Source organism: Micromonospora vinacea (assembly GCF_015751785.1).
GTDB lineage: Bacteria > Actinomycetota > Actinomycetes > Mycobacteriales > Micromonosporaceae > Micromonospora > Micromonospora vinacea.
This window is the reverse complement of record NZ_JADOTY010000001.1, coordinates 2,543,901-2,561,730: the sequence shown is the minus strand read 5'-3', so window position 1 is coordinate 2,561,730 and position 17,830 is coordinate 2,543,901. Positions and strand designations below refer to the sequence as shown.

Annotated in this window: 14 protein-coding genes; 8 read left to right on the top strand and 6 right to left on the bottom strand. The window is 71.7% G+C overall.

What is annotated here, in order from left to right; genetic code table 11:
- Positions 1-37: 37 nt before the first annotated feature.
- Positions 38-370: a nuclear transport factor 2 family protein gene (locus IW249_RS12315; protein WP_196920846.1), complete on the bottom strand. Its 333-nt coding sequence runs from the start codon at positions 368-370 to the stop codon at positions 38-40.
- 105 nt (positions 371-475) lie between these two features.
- On the opposite strand from IW249_RS12315, the gene IW249_RS12310 reads away from it, so the two are divergent.
- Positions 476-985, top strand: coding sequence for a winged helix-turn-helix transcriptional regulator (locus tag IW249_RS12310; protein WP_196920845.1), 510 nt, complete (start codon positions 476-478; stop codon positions 983-985).
- A gap of 5 nt (positions 986-990) precedes the next feature.
- Here IW249_RS12310 and IW249_RS12305 read toward each other — a convergent pair whose 3' ends face one another.
- The gene (locus IW249_RS12305) at positions 991-1,872 is read right to left on the bottom strand and encodes a helix-turn-helix domain-containing protein (protein ID WP_196920844.1); all 882 of its coding nucleotides are present in this window, start codon (positions 1,870-1,872) and stop codon (positions 991-993) included.
- A gap of 155 nt (positions 1,873-2,027) precedes the next feature.
- Here IW249_RS12305 and IW249_RS12300 point away from each other — a divergent pair, with 155 nt between their 5' ends.
- Positions 2,028-2,894 (top strand): oxidoreductase, encoded by an 867-nt coding sequence (locus IW249_RS12300; RefSeq protein WP_196920843.1) that lies wholly within the window; start codon positions 2,028-2,030, stop codon positions 2,892-2,894.
- A gap of 35 nt (positions 2,895-2,929) precedes the next feature.
- Here IW249_RS12300 and IW249_RS12295 read toward each other — a convergent pair whose 3' ends face one another.
- Positions 2,930-3,835 carry a LysR family transcriptional regulator gene (locus IW249_RS12295; protein ID WP_196920842.1) on the bottom strand — a complete coding sequence of 302 codons (906 nt, stop codon included), beginning with the start codon at positions 3,833-3,835 and terminating at the stop codon, positions 2,930-2,932.
- Here IW249_RS12295 and IW249_RS12290 point away from each other — a divergent pair.
- Both IW249_RS12290 and IW249_RS12285 read left to right on the top strand, forming a co-directional pair.
- On the top strand, positions 3,783-4,742 hold the full coding sequence (locus tag IW249_RS12290; RefSeq protein WP_307788812.1) for an NAD(P)-dependent oxidoreductase: 960 nt from the start codon (positions 3,783-3,785) through the stop codon (positions 4,740-4,742). The genes IW249_RS12295 and IW249_RS12290 overlap by 53 nt on opposite strands.
- Positions 4,742-5,149 carry a RidA family protein gene (locus tag IW249_RS12285; protein WP_196920840.1) on the top strand — a complete coding sequence of 136 codons (408 nt, stop codon included), beginning with the start codon at positions 4,742-4,744 and terminating at the stop codon, positions 5,147-5,149. Before IW249_RS12290 ends, IW249_RS12285 begins: the two co-directional genes overlap by 1 nt.
- Before the next feature lie 49 nt (positions 5,150-5,198).
- On the opposite strand, the gene IW249_RS12280 is transcribed toward IW249_RS12285, so the two are convergent.
- On the bottom strand, positions 5,199-6,668 hold the full coding sequence (locus IW249_RS12280) for an MFS transporter (RefSeq protein ID WP_307788574.1): 1,470 nt from the start codon (positions 6,666-6,668) through the stop codon (positions 5,199-5,201).
- 232 nt (positions 6,669-6,900) lie between these two features.
- On the opposite strand from IW249_RS12280, the gene IW249_RS12275 reads away from it, so the two are divergent.
- Positions 6,901-7,380, top strand: a complete 480-nt coding sequence (locus IW249_RS12275) for a winged helix-turn-helix transcriptional regulator (protein WP_196920839.1) — start codon at positions 6,901-6,903, stop codon at positions 7,378-7,380.
- 146 nt (positions 7,381-7,526) lie between these two features.
- Positions 7,527-8,777, top strand: coding sequence for an HNH endonuclease signature motif containing protein (locus tag IW249_RS12270; RefSeq protein WP_196920838.1), 1,251 nt, complete (start codon positions 7,527-7,529; stop codon positions 8,775-8,777).
- Positions 8,778-9,161: 384 nt separating this feature from the next.
- Here the strand turns inward: IW249_RS12270 and IW249_RS34230 are convergent, their stop codons facing one another.
- Complete coding sequence (locus IW249_RS34230) at positions 9,162-9,521, bottom strand: hypothetical protein (protein ID WP_231392497.1); 360 nt, start codon at positions 9,519-9,521, stop codon at positions 9,162-9,164.
- 311 nt (positions 9,522-9,832) lie between these two features.
- On the opposite strand from IW249_RS34230, the gene IW249_RS12260 reads away from it, so the two are divergent.
- Together IW249_RS12260 and IW249_RS12255 are read left to right on the top strand one after the other, a co-directional pair.
- A complete protein-coding gene (locus IW249_RS12260) occupies positions 9,833-12,910 on the top strand; it encodes a S8 family serine peptidase (protein WP_307788573.1) in 3,078 nt (1,025 codons plus the stop codon).
- 97 nt (positions 12,911-13,007) lie between these two features.
- Complete coding sequence (locus IW249_RS12255) at positions 13,008-15,512, top strand: ATP-binding protein (protein ID WP_196920837.1); 2,505 nt, start codon at positions 13,008-13,010, stop codon at positions 15,510-15,512.
- Between the two features lie 61 nt (positions 15,513-15,573).
- On the opposite strand, the gene IW249_RS12250 is transcribed toward IW249_RS12255, so the two are convergent.
- Positions 15,574-17,787 carry a DUF8189 domain-containing protein gene (locus IW249_RS12250; RefSeq protein ID WP_196920836.1) on the bottom strand — a complete coding sequence of 738 codons (2,214 nt, stop codon included), beginning with the start codon at positions 17,785-17,787 and terminating at the stop codon, positions 15,574-15,576.
- Positions 17,788-17,830: the final 43 nt, after the last annotated feature.

Sequence of the window (17,830 nt, the reverse complement as noted above, 5' to 3'; positions counted from 1 at the left end):
CGTCAGGGCCGGCGCCCGCCAAGGCCGTCGCTGGTCGTCAGGGTGCGATGCGCAGCAGCCGGATCGCGTTGTCGTCGTAGTCGCCGAAGCGGTACCGGAGGCCGGCGAACGGGCTGCCGGGGAAGTCGCCGGTGATCGTCGCGGTCACGACGGTGCCGGCGGGGGTGTCCTCGACGTCGGTGATCTCGTACGACACCAGCGGCACGGACCGACGCCACTGGCGGATGGCGTCGATGCCCCGGTGCTCGGTCGACTCGTCCTCGACCACGGCGTCCTCCGCGAAGAGGGCGAAGTAGTCCGCGGAGTCGGGCTGGCCGGCCAGCTCGAAGTAGCGGCGGATGATGGCCGGTGCGGCCTGGGTGTCGGTCATGGTCGGAGCCCTTTCCAGACGCGGCCGAACGCCTCGTCGTATAGTTACTTCTGAAATAGCACCTACTAACTTCGACACTAGCACCTACTCAGGAGAGGCACTGTTGTGGCCGGGAAGATCCGCTTGGAGGACCGCGAATGCCCGCTGTCCAGCGCGCTGGGCCACGTGGGCGAGTGGTGGACGCTGTTGATCCTGCATGACGCCTTCGACGGCTACACCCGGTTCGATCAGTTCCAGGCCAACCTTGGCGTCTCGTCGAGCATCCTGACCAGCCGGCTCAAGACCCTCACCGGTCAGGGGTTGCTCGAACGTCGGCGATACCAGACCAGGCCGGACCGCTACGAGTACGTCCTCACCGACCTCGGCCGCAGCCTGCGACCCGTCGTCGTCGCCCTCGCCGCCTGGGGCAACTCACGCCTCGACCCGAGCGAGCGCAGCATGATCCTCGTGGACCGGACCACCGGCATGGAGGCCGATCCGGTGATCGTGGACCGCAGCACCGGTCGCCCGCTCGACGACGCCGACTTCGTCTTCGCCGCCGGTCCGGCCGCCAGCGAGACCATGCGCAAGCGCTACGAGCACATCCCCACCCGGACGGCCCCGCAGCGGCCCTGACCGGCTCACTCCAGCGGATAGAGGCGAGCCGGGTCACCGGGTCGGACGCTCTCCGGCGCGTCGTCCGCGGTGCTGGCGGCAATCGAGCCGAGCAGCGCCAACGAGCGGGCGGACTCCGTACCGGGCTCGGCGTGGTAGATCACCAGAAGCTGCCCGTCGGCGCCCGCCACCGCGAGCTTGTCGCAGTACAGGTCGAGGTCGCCCACCTCGGGGTGGTGCAGCCGGCTGACAATGCCCTCCCGCCGACGCACCTCGTGACGCGCCCACAGCTGGCGGAAGCAGTCGCTCTTGAGTGACAACTCCCCCACCAGAGCCGTCAACCGTGGGTCGTCGGTGGCGCCGCCCGAGTCGGCACGCATCTGCCCCACCACGCTCTGCATCGCCTGCCTCCAGTCGCGGAACAGCTCCCGCTCCGCCTGGTCCAGGAACACCGCGAGAAGTCGGTTGGCGCCCGGGGCGAGGTTCGGCGACAGCGCCCTCGCCATCGGGTTCGAGGCCAGGATGTCGAGGTAGCGATTCTGCACGAACGCCGGCATGGAGAGCTGCCGCAGCAGGTGCAGGATGCTGGCCGGCACCCGCTCGACGGCCGGTCGGGCCGCCCGGCGCGACCGCGCACGGCTCAACCCGATCATGTACGCGGTCGCCTCCGGGTCCAGCCGCAGCACTCCGGCGAGGGCATCGAGGACCTGCACCGAAGGGTGCCGCTCACGACCCTGCTCCAACCGGAGGTAGTAGTCGGCGCTGATGCCGGCCAGCATCGCCACCTCCTCGCGCCGCAGCCCCGGCACCCGGCGCAGGCCCACGCCAGGGCCGAGCCCGACGTCCTCGGGCCGGGTCTGCTCACGGCGGGCACGCAGGAATTCGCCGAGCGGGTTCGTTGCGTCCATGCCACCGACGGTAGATCGCCGGGCGGCCCGGTGACTGGCTGTGTCACTACCAGGAACAGCTCGCCCTGCCGCCGGGGTTGATGCCGGCGCACAGTCGTCGGAGGGCCTGTTCCGAGCGGCCCCGGATGTCACGACGACGACGGACAGAGGATGACATGAGCGAGAATCTTCCCGGCGGTGCCCTCACCCCCGCTGACGGCCTCACACTGAGCCGAATGGGCTACGGGGCGATGCAGTTGGCCGGCCCGGGTGTCTTCGGCCCGCCCCGCGACCGCGAGCAGGCGCTCGCCGTGCTCCGCGAGGCTGTCGACCTGGGCGTCCGGCACATCGACACCAGCGACTTCTACGGGCCCTTCGTGGTCAACGAGTTGATCCGCGAGGCGCTCCACCCGTACCCCAAGGGTTTGCACCTGGTCACCAAGGTCGGCGCGCGCCGCGGCGCCGACGGCTCCTGGATCATGTCGTTGGAGCCGAATGACCTCAAGGCCCAGGTCCGGGAAAACCTCGATCACCTCGGCTTGGACGTCCTCGACGTGGTCAACCTGCGGGTGGGTTCGGCGCACGGCCCCGAAGACGCACCCATCACTGAGCAGTTCGGCGCTCTGGCGGAGCTGCGCGAGCAGGGCCTCATCCGGCACCTCGGGCTCAGCACCGTCACCTCCGCCCAGATCACCGAGGCCCAGGCCATCGCGCCGGTGGTCACGGTGCAGAACCTCTACAACGTCGCCAACCGGCAGGACGACGCCCTGGTCGACAGGTGCGCAGCCGAGAACATCGCCTTCGCGCCGTTCTTCCCGCTCGGCGGGTTCACGCCGTTGCAGTCCGACACGCTCGACAGCGTGGCCGCCCGGCTGGGCGCCTCGCCGCAGCAGGTCGCCCTCGCCTGGCTGCTCCAGCGTTCCCCCACCATCGTGCTGATCCCCGGCACCTCCAGCGTGGCGCACCTGCGGGAGAACATGGCGGCGGCCGACCTGAAACTGCCGGCCGACGCGATCGAGGAACTCGACACCATCGGCGGCTGACGCCGGGGACGCGGACCGCCGCACGGCGGTCCGCGTCACTTGCCCGCTTCGCTCAGGCCCGCCGCCCGGTCCAGATGACTGAGGAACCGCCGCACCGCCGGTGGTCGGCTCCGCCCAGCGACGGTCGCGGCGAAGATCCGCCGGACGGAGGCGTCGTCAGGGTGCAGGCGGAGCAGGGTCAGGTCGGATGGAGCGGCGCGTACGGCCAGGGCCGGCACCAGCGCGACGCCCAGACCGGCCGCGACACAGCCCAGCTTGCCGGTCCACTCGGCCGCGACGATGTCGATCCGCGGGCGAAAACCCGCCGGTAGGGTCGCTCGCAGCAGAGTTTCCTCGGCTGTCGCCGAGCCGGCGATGAACGACTCGTCGGCCAGGTCATGCAGGCGGATGGTCCGCCGGTGGGCGAGCCGATGCGTCCGGGGGACGGCCACCAGAAGCGTCTCGTCGACGAGGTGGTGCAGGTCGAACTGGTCGCCGTCGAGCGGCTGGTCCGACGCGGCGCTCACCACGGCGACGTCGGCGTCGCCGGCGACCAGGCGCTCCAGCAGCCCCGGAGTGAGCCCTTCGACAAGCGACAGGGCCACCTCGGGATGGTCGGACTTGAAGCTGGCCAGAGCACGTGGCACAAGCGCGGCGACCGCCGTGGGGAACGCGCCGACCCGCAACCGGCCGGCGGACAGGTCGCGCAGCGCCGCCAGATCCCGCCGGGCGGTGTCCAGCCGGTCGAGCACCGCCTCGGCGTGGCCGAGCAGGCAACGGCCCTGCTCGGTCAGGGCGACGCCGCGCGGCAACCGGTCCAGCAACGGCGACCCGGTCTCGGCTTCCAGCGCGGCGATCTGTCGGGACACCGCCGACTGGGTGTAGCGCAGGCTGCGGGCCGCAGCCGTGATGGAGCCGTGCTCGGCGACGGCGCGGAAGACCTGGAGCGCGTTCAGCTGCATCGTGACATGCTCCCGCAGCATGGCAACGATGCATAACAGGCGCTGGTGGCATGACTCCCCGCCCCCTAGCGTTGGTGATATGAACAAGATCGCCCTGTTGGGTACGGGCACGATGGGCACCGCGATCGGCCGTCGGCTGCTGGCCACCGGCCATCGGCTCACCGTCTGGAACCGCACGTCCGCCCGCGCGGCGCCGCTCGTCGACGCCGGGGCGCGAGCCGCCGGCAGCCCAGCCGAGACGGTCCGCGACGCCGACGTGGTGATCACCATGCTCACCGATGCGGTCGCCGTCCGGCACACGCTTGTCGACTCCGGTGCGGCACTGGCGCTGCGGCCGGGCACCCCCGTGATCGAGATGTCCACCATCGGTCCCCGGGCCGTGGCCGAACTGGCCACCCTGCTGCCGCCGGGAGTACCGCTGGTTGACGCTCCGGTCGCCGGCAGTGCGGAAGCTGCTGAGACGGGCCGGCTCGTGGTGTTGGCCGGTGGGGAAGAGGCGGTCGTCGAGCGGATCGCCCCGCTGCTGGGGACGTTGGGCACCGTCCGTCGCTGCGGCGGCTCCGGCCGGGGCGCCGCGTTGAAGCTGGTGCTCAACACCGCGCTGATCACGGCGGTCACCGCGGTCGCGGACGCCCTCGCCGTCGCGGACGCCGTCGGCGTCGACAGGCGTACGGCCCTCGAGGCGCTCGCCACCGGGCCGCTCGGCGGCGCGGTCGCCCGGGCGACCGCCACGGACGCCGCGTTCGCCGCCGCCCTGGCCGCCAAGGACGCCCGGCTCGCCCTCGACGTGCTCGGCGACGCTCCGGCGCCCCTGCTGCGCGCCGCCGCATCGGCGTTGGCGGCCGCGCGCCATCCGGAGGGCGACATCGCCCGTCTCACCGACACCGCCGCAGCCGAGGAGAGTTAGTGAACCTGACCCTGGACAACCCCGCGACCGTCGCCGCGCCGTTCGGCGACCGGTTCGCGCACGTCGCCCGCCTCGACCTGCCGGGGGGCGCGCTGTTGATGCTCTCCGGTCAGGTCGGGGTGGACGACGCCGGCGCGGTGGTCGCACCCGGCGACGTGCGGATGCAGTCCGAACGGATCTTCGAGTTGATCGGCGCGCTGCTCGCGGCACACGGTGCCACCTTCGCCGACGTGCTGCACGTCCGGACGTTCATGACCGACCTCGGCGACCTGGCCGGCTACGCGGACGTCCGCAACCGCTACTTCGGGCAGACCAGGCCCGCCAGCACCACCGTCGAGGTGAGCCGGCTCTTTCTCGACGGCGCGGTGCTGGAGGTCGAGGTCACCGCGGCCGTGAACACGGGTTGACCGCCATCAGCTGATCTTCGTGGCGATCGGCGCAGTCGGGGCGCTGGCCTCAGTGCTGGTGGGGCCGGTTGCGGATGAGGGTGAGCGCCAGCACGGCGGTGACGAGGAAGACGACGCCGTTGATCCGCAACCCGGCCTGCACACCGGAGGTCAGGGCCTCGGCGATCGCCGCCCGGACCGGGTCGGGCAGCGGTTGGTCGCTGTTGGCGCCGGAGGCCACCGCCGCCCGCACTGCGGTACGGGTGGGTTCGCCGACCTGGTGCGCGGCGAGCCGGTCCGGCAGGTCGGCGACCATCGTGGTGGTGAGGAGCGTGCCGAGCACTGACGAGCCGAGCACCGAGCCGACCTGGCGGGCGGCGTTGACAGCGCCGGAGGCCATGCCGGCCTGGGCGGGCGCGACGCTGGCCAACGCCGCCGCCGTCGCCGGGGCCACCACCAGACCGCTGGCCGCGCCGAACAACGCGAACAGCGCCCAGCGGTCACCGAACGACGTGGTCGGCCCCTGGTTCGCCAGCGCGAAGCTGGCCACCGCACCGAGGACCAGGCCGAGGGTCAACGGCGCCTTGAATCCGGTACGACGGATCGCCCGCCCGGCACCGAAGGCGACAAGCACGTAGGCGCCGAAGAGCACCAGCATCCGCCAACCGGTGTCCAGCGGGCTGAGCGCCTGGGCGCGTTCGTGGAAGAGGACCAGCAGGATCGCCACGCCGGTGAAACCGAACAGCGACACCGCGCCGACCACCATGACGGCGCTGAACGACGCGGACCGGAACAGCCGTACGTCGAGCATCGGCGCGCCGGTCCGCAGTTCGACAAACACGAACGCGACAAGTGCGACGACAGCGACGACCCAGGCCACTGACACCACCGGACTGGTGTAGCCGACCTTGCCGCCCTGGATCAGCGCGTAGACGGCGGCCGCGATGGCGACGGTGCCCAGCAGCAGGCCGGGCACGTCGAGTCGGGCGGGGCTCGGCTGGGACTCGGCCACCCCGACGATGGCGACGACGAGAGTGACCAGGCCCAACGCGATCGTCGACAGGTAGACGCTGTGCCACTGGTAGTTCCGCAGCAGGAAGCCGGCGATGAGCGGGCCGATCGCGAGCCCGATGCCGGACGCCGCCGACCAGGCGGTGATCACCTCGGTCCGTCGGTGCGGGTCGGTGAAGGTCGCGCCGAGGATCGCCAGGCTGTTCGGCAGGATCAGGGCCCCACCGAGGCCGGCGACCAACTGCCCGACGATCACCCACGCGACTGTCGGAGCGCCGGCCACGACGGCTGCGCCGACGATCATCGCCACGACCCCGGCACCGAACATGCGCTTACGCCCGTAGCGGCTGCCCAGGGTGGCCGCGGACAACACGACGCTCGCCACCATCAGGGTGTAGGCGCTGGGGATCCAGACCACCGTGGTCGGGTCGACCCGCAGGTCCCGCTGGATCGTGGTCAGCGCGGAGACCGTCGCGGTGATCTGCAGGAACGTGATCATCGCGCCCAGGCACATGGCGATCAGGGTCACCGGGCGGGAGCCACGCAAGGATGAGTGGGCGGTGCCGGCCGGGGTCTTCCCGGGTGCTGTCGCTCCGGGTGGGGTCCCGCCGGATGGGGTCTTCCCGGGTGGGGTCGGGGCTGTGGCGCTGGTGGTCACTGAAGATCCTTCAGGCTGGCGGTCTGACTTGCGTCTGCTGAAGTCAGCGCACCCCAGTGAATCACCTGGCTAGCCCTCACGCAAGTCAGGTAGGCTGGATGACATGGAGGACCTACGAGACGATCGCGATTCCTGGACGAGCGAGAACTGCTCGGTGGCCCGGGCGATGGACATCGTGGGCAGCAGGTCGACGGTCCTGATCATGCGCGAGGCCCTGCTGGGCACGCGCCGCTTCGACGACTTCGTCCGCCGGGTCGGCGTCGGCGAGCCCGCCATGGCCGCCCGACTCAAGGAGATGGTCACCGCCGGGCTGCTCGAACGAATCCCCTACCGGGAGCCCGGGCAGCGCACCCGCCACGAGTACCAACTCACCCGCAAGGGCCGCGAACTCCTGCCCGTCATCACCGCACTGCGCAACTGGGGCGACACCTGGGCCGCCACCGACACCGGCCCGTCCATCGTCGCCACCCACCACGACTGCGGCGAGCCCATCCGCGCGGTGCTCCGCTGCGCCGCCGGCCACGAGATCGCGGACGGCGACATCGACATCATCGCCGGCCCCGGCCTCGTCCGGCGCGACTGACGCTCCGGGCCACGACCTCGCCCCGAAGCCACACTGCCGGCACGCTTCCGGCCGGAGTTGGGTCCCGCCAAACTCCGCGCCGGGTGCCGTCAGTCCAATCGATCATGGTGACTGGAAGTGTCATACACCTGTTCTAGTGTCGGGGTATGGTCGAGGAGTTGGCGCAGGCAGACGACGCGGTCGCGGCCTGCATCGACGCCCCCGCCTGGGCCCTGCCGGAACGGGAGCTGATCGCCGCGCTCGACGCCGCGTACCGCCTTCAGCAACGCCTCGCCGCCGTCACCCTCACCCTTATCCGCGAGGTCGACGGGCGCGGCACCGCCCGCACCCACGGCGCCTCCAACACCGCGGTCTGGTTACGCGAACGACTGCGACTGACCGTTCCCGCCGCCCGCCGCCTGATCGACCTCGCCACCGCCCTCGACACCGGCAACCCCGGCATCCGACAAGCGTTGGCTGATGGCGCCATCACCCTGGACCAGGCCCGGGTCATCGCCGACACCGTCGACACCATGAACACGTCGGCCGACGCCGAGACCGCCGACAAAGCGGTCGGTGTGCTCGTCGGCTGGGCCACCCAGTTCGACCCCACCCACCTCCGCAAACTCGGCACCCGCATCCTCGACCACGTCGCCCCCGACATCGCCGACGCCGCCGCCCAAGCCGCCCTCGACGCCGAAGCACGCCGCGCCACCCACGACCGCCACCTCACCCTCTCCGAGCAGACCGACGGCCGACTCCGACTCACCGGCACCCTCGACGCCGAAACCGCCGGCCTGCTCCGCGCCGCCATCGGCCCACTGACCACCCCGTCCGGACCGGACGACACCCGATCCCCCGGACAACGCCGCCACGACGCCCTCACCGACATCTGCCGACTCACCCTCCGGACCGGCGAACTGCCCGACAGCGGCGGCGACCCCGCGCAGATCGTCATCACCACCACCTACGACGAACTAACCCGGCAACTGAGCAGCGGCACCCTCGACACCGGCCTCAGCCTCACACCCGAGGCCGTGCGTCGACTCGCCTGCGACGCGACCCTGCTGCCCGCCGTCCTCGGCAGCGCCAGCCAACCCCTCGACGTCGGCCGACAACGCCGCCTCATCACCGGCCCACTGCGCCGCGCCCTCGTACTCCGCGACCGCGGCTGCGTCTTCCCCGGCTGCGACCGCCCACCCCGCTGGTGCGACGCCCACCACATCCACCACTGGGCCGACGGAGGCACCACCAGCCTGGCCAACGCCGTTCTCCTCTGCGGCCACCACCACCGACACCTGCACCACAGCGACTGGGCCGTCCAACTCGGCAACGACGGCCACCCCGAATTCATCCCACCCGCCTGGCTCGACCCCGAACAACTCCCCCGCCGCAACCACTACCACCGACGAACATAGGGGCAGCCAGCCGAGAACGATCACCCCTCAAGCCGGGCAACCACATCCGCACCTGGGTCGCAGTGAGGGGACTTAATCTCGGTGCCGGGCCCTGGGCCGGTGCTGCGCTCGGCCTGCTCGACGGGGCGTCATGGGCTGCTGTGCATGCTCAACAGCGCGGATGGACGCATTGCCCGCGCGACGAAGCAGGCTGGTCTGCACGCTTGACGACGCGGGCAACGCTCTGCACGCTCGACGACGCGCGCGACGCTCTGCCCGCTGTACGACGTGCGCGACGCTCCAGGCGTCCGGCGACGCGGGAATCCAAGCGGCCGTAGGTCCCCGCCGAACTCCGACGTGACGGCACGCCTGGGCCAACCCCTCGGGAACGCGCCACTGTCTGGTTCAGGGTGTCGCCAGCCGCCAGGCTCGGACCAGTGCTGGTACGTCGGGGTACCGAGCGGCCGGCGCCTGCCTCGTCGCTCGTTCCACGACCCGGCGCTGGTTGCTGTTGCCCCGCCAAGCCTGCGGTGAACGCCGCCGCTCGCCCTCAGGACCCGGCCAGCCCGCTGGCGGATCCCGCCGGTGCGCCGGGGGCCACCTCCGGGTGGCGGCGAAGTCGTACAGGAAGCAGCCGTCGTAGAGGTCCACCGCGACCAGGCCGGCGGCGCTGACGGCGAGGTGGGCGTCGAGGATCGCGTCGAGTGCCACCTCGATCTGCGGTGCCGGCAGGCGCTGGAACCGGGTCAGCGCGCTGCGGTCCACGCCGTGAACTGTGGCGTGGTTCAGGACGCTGCCGTCGTACCAGGGGTAGATGAGCGTCGGACCAGCCGCGCCAGGGATCGTCCGGATGGGACGGACGATGGCCGGGTGGCTGACGGCACGGGCAACCGACCAAATGGCATGGATCCCCCAGGTCGGCGCTCCCAAATGACGCGCAAAGTACCCGTTGTGTTACGAGCTTGTTTCCAAGATGACAGCCAGGTTACGGGTGCTTCTCGATGATCGGTACCGATCCTAGGTTTCGGCCACCGTCATCAGTCGTGACGGCCGGCACCGAACGTGGAGGCAACGACGTGCCACAACCGAACGCAGATCGGACCGGACGGGCCAGGTACGGGGTCAGCATGCTGGCCGCCGTGGCGCTGACCGCGGCCGGCCTGACCAGCCTGCCCGCCAGCGCGAGCGCCGCGCCGGCCAGTAGTGGACCGACCGCCCGCTACCTCGTCCAGCTCGCCGAGGAGCCGCTGGCCACCTACACCGGCGGGGTTCCCGGGATCGCGGCGACCAAGCCGGCCGACGGGGCCAAGCTGAACCGCACGTCGGGGAACGCCAACGCGTACCGGAATCACCTGCGCCAGCAGCGTAGGTCGGTGCTGGACCACGTCGGTGTGCCGGCCGAGCGCACCCGCGTCACCATGGAGACCGCGTTCAACGGCTTCGCCGCCGACCTGACCGGGCCGCAGGCCGCCCGGCTGCGCGCCACCAAGGGTGTCCGAGCGGTGTACGAGAGCCAGAAGGTGCACGCCGCCACCTCACACACCCCCGACTACCTGGGCCTGACCGGCAAGGGTGGGGTGTGGAAGAAGGAGTTCGGTGGTGACTCCCACGCCGGTGAGGGCGTGATCATCGGGGTCATCGACAGCGGCTACTGGCCGGAGAGCGCGAGCTTCGCACCGCTGCCCAGCCCTCGCCCCGACCAGGCCGTCATCGACGCCAAGTGGAAGGGCACCTGCGACGTCGGCGTCGAAGCACCGGTGACCTGCAACAACAAGGTGATCGGGGCGCGCTGGTACAACGACAGCGGCATCGCCGAGGCGTTCCCCGACGACTACTCCTCGCCGCGCGACCGCAACGGCCACGGCACCCACACGGCGAGCACCGCGGCCGGCATCCACGGTGTGCGGGCCACGTCGGGCACCCAGGACCTGGGCATGATCTCCGGCATGGCGCCAGCCGCGCGGTTGGCGATCTACAAGGCTTTGTACGACAACGGTGCCGGCGGAGCGACCGGCACCGACATCGACATCGTGCACGCGATCGACGACGCGGTCGCTGACGGCGTCGACGTCATCAACTACTCGATCGGTGACGACACCGAGCGGTTCGGGGCGGTCGACGCGACGTTCTTCAACGCGGCCGCCGCCGGGGTGTTCGTCGCCGCCGCCGCCGGCAACTCCGGCCCGTTCGCCAACACCGTCGACAACTCGACGCCCTGGCTGACCACTGTGGCCGCGAGCACGACCGACCGGCAGAACACTCGCAAGCTCACCCTCGGCAACGGCACCACCATCGCCGGTGTGGGCATGGGCGAGACCGGTGTCGGGCCGGCCCGACTGGTCTTCGCGAAGGACAGCGCGATCGACCCGGACGGTGCCTACGGTGCCGGCCTCTGCGCCGACGACACGTTGGATCCGGCCAAGGTCAAGGGCGCGATCGTGCTCTGCCTGCGCGGCGAGATCCCGCGTACCGACAAGAGCATCGAGGTGGCGCGGGCCGGCGGGGTCGGCATGGTGCTGTACAACGAGGAACTGAACTCCCTGAACGCCGACGTGCAGGCCGTGCCGACAGTGCACATCAACGAGGTCGACCTGGCCACCGTGACCGCGTACGTCGCCAAGGGCAACGCCACGGCGACCATCTCGCCGAGCACGCTGGAGACGGTCGAGGCGCCCGCGGTCGCCGCGTTCTCCTCGGCCGGACCGTCCAACCTCAACGCCGGTGAGCTGCTCAAGCCGGACATCAGCGCGCCCGGCCAGGACATCGTCGCCGCGTTCTCCCCGTCCATCGGCGGCAACGACTTCGCCCTGGAGTCGGGCACCTCGATGGCGGCGCCGCACATCGCCGGCATCGCCGCCCTGCTGCTGGCCAAGCACCCCGGTTGGTCGCCGGCGGCGGTCCGCTCGGCGCTGATGACCAGCGCGGTCGACAAGACCGACAAGGGCAACCCCATCAAGATCGGCACGTACGACGCGACTCCACTCAACTACGGCGCCGGCCAGGTCGAGCCGGGCAGCGCCTTCGACCCGGGCCTCGTGTACGACTCCAACCAGCAGGACTGGATCCAGTACCTGTGCGGGGTGTCCGCCGACCGCGGCAGTGACTACGGGCTCGGTGACCTGGACGGCTGCGACACGACCGGCGCGATCGACACGGCACAGCTCAACTACCCGTCCATCTCGCTGGGCCGGATGGTGGGCAAGCAGACGGTGACCCGTACGGTCACCAACGTCAGCGACAAGACCAGCACCTACTCCTCGTCGGTGCAGGCCCCGCCGGGCTACAAGGTCAAGGTCACCCCGAAGAAGTTGCAGATCCGCCCGGGTAAGAGCGCCCGCTTCACCGTTGAGGTCACCAACACCGGCGGCGCGTTCGACACCTGGGCCGACGGTTCGCTGACCTGGCGCGACCAGTTCAAGCACGCGGTACGCAGCCCGCTGGTCGTGCACAACTCCGGGTTGGTGGCCCCCGACGCCATCACCGGCAAGGGCACCTTCGGCAGCGTCCGGATCGCCGCCGAGGTCGGCTACCAGGGTCAGCTGATCTCCCAGCTCTCCGGCCTGACCTCGGGCACCAGCAACGTGGTCACACTGAAGGGCGACGGCCCGAGCTGGGACTGGAGCACGTCGAACAACCTGCCGGTGCCGCTGCCCGAGTCGATCAGCAGGACCACACTGCACGTGCCGGCCGGAACCCGCAGCCCACTCGTCCAGGTGACGTCCGAGCGGCCCACCTGCTCCCACATCGACTGGGACGACGAGGAGGGGGTGATGGAGTGCACCGAGTTCAGCCTCAACGTCTACGACAAGTTCGGGAAGTTCGTCACCGCCACGGCCAGCGGCCGGGACGGCGCCAAGGTGACGCTGCCGGACGGTGCCGGGGACTACATCGTGGTCGTCGAGCAGGAGTTCACCGAGAACATCGAGGACGGCGCGAATGCGTACACGGTGACCAGTTACCTGCCGGGTGCGCCGGGCACGTCCACCGGCCGGTTCACCATCGACCCCAAGCAGCGCAGCGTACAGCCGGGCGCGACGGCGAACCTGACAGTGCGCTGGTTCGGTCTCGCCCCGGGTCAGCGCTACCTCGGCGTGCTGGAGTTCCGCAACGGTGACGGGTCGCTGAAGACCGTGCCGGTCACCGTCCAGTCCTGACCGTGCCGACGAGCCGGTGGGCCGGTGTGTGACAGAGGTCACCGCCGGTCCGCCGGCTCACCGTCCCGTCGGACAGAGGTGATCTGCTCGGCCCACGGTGATCGACGGCGACCAGGACAGGACACGGGGCGGCGGGAGCCACACTCCCGTCCGCCCCGAACGTCTGCGCGGGCCCGTCGAGTTCGTCGGCCGGGCGGCGGAGTTGGCACAGTTACGCCGGCTCGTCGCAAACCCGCCCTGCCTGATCCTGCTGGAGGGTGAGCCCGGGATCGGCAAGAGTCGACTCGTCACCGAGTTGCTCGCCGAACTTCCCGGGCGGCACCTCATCGGCGAGTGTGACGACGTGCCCGAGCCCTTCCCGCTCGGCGTGCTGCTGGACGCGATCCGCTGTGGCGCCGACCAACTCGGTCCGCTCAGCCCGGTGGCCGGCGCCCTCGCGCCACTGCTGCCCGAACTGGCCGACGTACTGCCGGACGCGCCGCCCCCGTTGACCGACCCGGCGGCCGAGCGACATCGCCTGCTCCGCGCCGTCGCGGCGGTGCTCGCCGCGTTGAGCCCCGCCACGCTGCTGCTGGAGGACCTGCACTGGGCGGATCCGGCGACCTGCGAACTCCTCGGTTACCTGAGCACCCACCCGGTGGAGGGGCTGGCCGTGGTGCTGACCGCGCGTACGGCGGCGCCGGGGAGCAGTACGCCCATCCACGACGCCCTGGCGCGCACTCCCCCATGGAGCGTCACACGCATCCCCCTCAGCCCGCTGGACGCCGACGACGTACGCCGGTTGGCGGCCCGCACCCTACGCCTCGATGATCCGCCTCAGCAGCTGACCGCCACCCTGCTCGACCGCACCGCCGGCATCCCGTTCGTGGTCGAGGAGGTGCTGCGGACGCTCGCCGAACGGGGCGGCGACCCGATGGCCGACGACAGTGTCCCGTTCGTCCTCCGTGACGTGCTGCTCTGGCGGCTGCGCCCGCTCGACGAGGCCACCCGGGAGGTTCTCGGGGCGGCGGCCGTCCTGGGGATGGCACCCGACCAGCGCATCCTCGCCTCGGTGCTCAGCCTGGACCGGGTGGCGATCGGCGCGGCGTTGACCGCCGCGCACCGGGCGGGCCTGCTGCACGACGCCGGTGACGGTCTGCGGTTCCGTCACGACCTGGCCCGACAGGTGGTGTACGACCTGGTACCCCGGGAGAGCCGCGAGTGGCTGCACCTGCGGGTGGCACGGGTGTTGGAGCAGGTGCTGCCGAGGCCGGTGGCCCAGCTCGCGCACCACTACCGTCGGGCCGGCAGCGGGGCCGACTTCGTCCGCAACGCCGAGGCGGCCGCCGACCTGGCCACCGAACGCGGCGACGACGCAACCGCCGCCAGCTTCCTGCTCCAGACGATGGACATCGCCGAGCTGCCCCGACCGGTACGGGTTCGGCTCGCCGCCAAGCTGGGCCGGTCGGCCATCGACGGGCTCAGCCAGGCCGAGGCGATCCCGGTCCTGGAACGGCTGCTCGCCGACCGACGGCTGCCGCCGGGCGCCCGAGGTGAGCTGGGTCTGGTGCTCGGGCGGATGCTGCGCCAGCAGGGCGAGGCGTTGCGCGGGTACACCGAGATCGAGCGTGCGGTGCCGTACCTGCGCGCGCCGCGTCGCAAGGCTCCGGCGCTCGCGGTGCTGGCGGCCCCCGACACCGTCGTCGGCCGGCACGTCGACGACCACCTGGCCCGGTGTGCAGAGGCGGAGAGCGCCGCGGCGGCCAGCGGGGATCCGGCGGCGCACCTCGCGGTCCGCATCGCCCGTGCCTCGCTGCTGCTGGAGCTGGGCGACCCGGCTGCCTGGGCGATCATCAACGAGCTACGCGCGTCGGCCGAGTTGGCCGACCGGCCCCGCGAGCACGCGCGGGCCTGCCTGAACTGGGCGCAGGGCGCGCTGCACGCCGGCCACCCGGAACAGGCCGAAGCGTTGCTGGCGGCCGGTCGGGCGCTGGTCGACGAGACCGGGTACGAGCGGCTGACGTCCCTGGTGGAGGCGACCCAACTGTCACTGGACCGGACCGCCGGCCGGCTGGACGGGCTCGCCGAACGGCTCGGCCGGCTGGTCGCCAGCGCCGAGCGGATGCCGGTGACCCTGCTGGACGCGCGGGTCGAACTGGCGACCGTTCTGGCGCTCACGGCCACCGCCGAACGAGCTGGCAGGGAATACGACAGCCCCGTCAGCCGCACCGAGGGATGCGCCGGGCTTGGCGGCGGCAACAGAGGCCGCAACGAGGTGGAGTCAGCCGAGCGGGCGCTGCGCGAGGTGGTCGCCGACGCCCGGCGGGTGGGCGCGATCTGGCCGCTGGTGCAGGCACTCTCGGCGCTGGCCCGACTGACGGTGGCCGGGCGACCGGACGAGGCGGTCCGACACGCGGCGGAGGCGCTGTCTGTGGTACGCGGAAAGGGCATCCTGGCGTGGGCCGCCGACGCGGTGCTGGTGCTGGCCGAGGCCGCAGCCGCGCAAGGTGAACCGGCGCGGGCCGCGGCGGCCGTCGCCGAACTGGAAGCCGGGATCGCCGGCCGTGACACGCCCCTCGCCCGGGCCGCCCTGCGCCAATGCCGCGACCTCGTCCCGGCCTGAACCAGGCTGGGTGGGTGGCGGGCCGCCGCCGCAATCTGGCCGGCGGCCCGCCACCCGCGGATCAGAGGACGATCTGGTGTACCCGGTCGTCCACGCCGCGTACCGCCAGCCAGGCGCTGCCGTTGGCGCCGGCGGCGGCCCCGGGCGCACCCCGGAACGCGTCGGTGGCGAACTCACCGCGTCGGAACCAGCCGCCCCACGCGCCGTCGGCCAGGTTGCGCTGCCAGAGGCGGTTGTCGGCGGCCAGCGCGAACAGGTAGACCCGGCCGGAGGTGGCGAGCAGGGTCGGGCTGCCGCTGGTGGTGCCGCCCAGGTTGGTCCAGGCCGACCAGGTGGTGCCGGTCCGGCTGCTCCACCACACCTCGTCGGTGCGGCTGCGGACCGCCACGTGCAGCACACCGGCGTCGTCGACGACAGCGCTCGGCCGACCGTAGAACGGCCGGTTCTCGGGTGCCCCGACGCCGGTCCAGCCGGCGTTCGGCGTACGCGACCAGAGCTTGCCGTCGGCGCCGCGGGCGACGAGGGTCCACTGTGCCGGGTTGGTCCAGGCCACGGTGGGCGCGTCGGTCAGCGTGCCGCCGAGGCTGCGCCACGGTCCCCATCTGCCGGAGACGTAACTGCGCTGCCAGGCGGCGTTGTCGGTGCCGCGGACGAAGACGTCGAGCCGCCCGTCGGCGGAGCCGTACGCCGCCGGCTGGCCGAGGATCCGGCCGCCGACCGGGCCGCCGAGGGAGGTCCACCGGCTTCCCCAGGTCGTACCGGAGCGGGTGTTGACGGCCAGCGCACCGGAAGCGTCGCGGACGAAGGCGGTGGCGTGGGTGTCGTCCACCCGGACCAGTGCCGGGCTGGCGCTGGCGGTGCCGCCGAGGTTGGCGCCGGCGACCTGGTCGGTGCCGGTCAGTCCGAGCATTGCCACCCCGTGCGCCGGCACTTCGACGGTGTACGAGCCGGTGAACGGCTGTACGCCGGGGGTGCCCGGCTGGGCGTCCACTGCGGAGCGGGACCACAGGTCACGGACCCGAACCGACCCGCCGAGGGCGACGTCGGCGAAGTTCACGGTGATCTGCTGGGCGGTGTCGTGCCGGTTGAGCAGTGCGATGGCCCGCTTGCCGGAGCCGGCGAGCACCTTGCTCCAGACCTGCGCGTCGGTGCCGGTGTCGGCGACCTTGATGCCCTGCCGGACCAGCGGGTCCTGGTCCACCGCGATGATCTCCGGGTTGGTCAGCGCGGAGATCATCTCCTTCGGCAGGCCACGCGGGTCGGAGCCGATCACCAGCGGCGCGGCCATGATGGCCCACATGCCGAGCTGCGTCTTGGACTCCTCCAGGCTCAGCTCGTACCCGCCGTCGGGCAGCGGACGCATCGGCAGCAGGTAGTCCGGGTCGTTGTAGTGCCCCGGCCCAGTGGCCGCCGGGTGGTACGCGTTGACGTCCATGTTGCGCAGCACCCACGGGTACGCCCATTGCGGGGTCGGGTCGGTGAGCCCCACGTCGGTGTAGGTCCGCCAGGAGTCGGCGATGGTGGGCGCGTACGTGTAGCTCCAGGTGGAGAGCTGCTCCGGAGGGTACGGGCCGCCGCCCCAGTCCGAGCTGACCGGGTTGCAGATGTTGAGCAGCATCGGCCGGGGCGACTGGCGTACCGCCTCGGCCAGCTCCCGGAAGGTGGCCTCCGGGTCGAGGCCGGCGGCCCGGCCGCAGAGCCAGTCTGCCTTCAGCGCGTCGAAGCCCCAGCCGGCGAACTGGGCGATGTCGGCCCGGTAGTGGCCGTTGCTGCCGAGCCCACACTGCCCCGGCAGGTACGGGCCGGCGTCGGTGTAGATGCCGGCCTTCATCCCCTTGCTGTGGATGTACGCGGCCAACGCGGCCATTCCGCCGGGGAAGCGGGCAGGGTCGGCGACGAGCTGACCGGCCTCGTTGCGCGGCGTGGGCGCGGCCCAGTTGCCGTCGATCCAGACGTAGGTGTAGCCGGCGTCGCGCAGGCCACTGTTGACCATGTGGTCGGTGACCGACCGTACTTCGGCCTCGGTGGGATCGCCACCGAGGCCGAAGTAGGTGTTCCAGCCCTGGTAGGGCGTCGGGGCGAGGCCGCTGTTGAAGAAGGTCGGCGCCCCCTGGTCCTCGGCGCCGGTGGCCGCCGGGGCGTGACCGGGGCGGCCGGGCCCGTGGCCGGCCTGCGGTGGGTTGGCATGGGGTGGGCCGGCCATCGCCGGCATCGGGCTGGCCAGGCCCAGGCCGAGCACGGCCAGGGCGGCGGTCAGCTGTCGGTTCAGGCGCATGGAGGTACTCCTGTCCCTCGGGGGTGGGGGTGGTGGTGCTCCG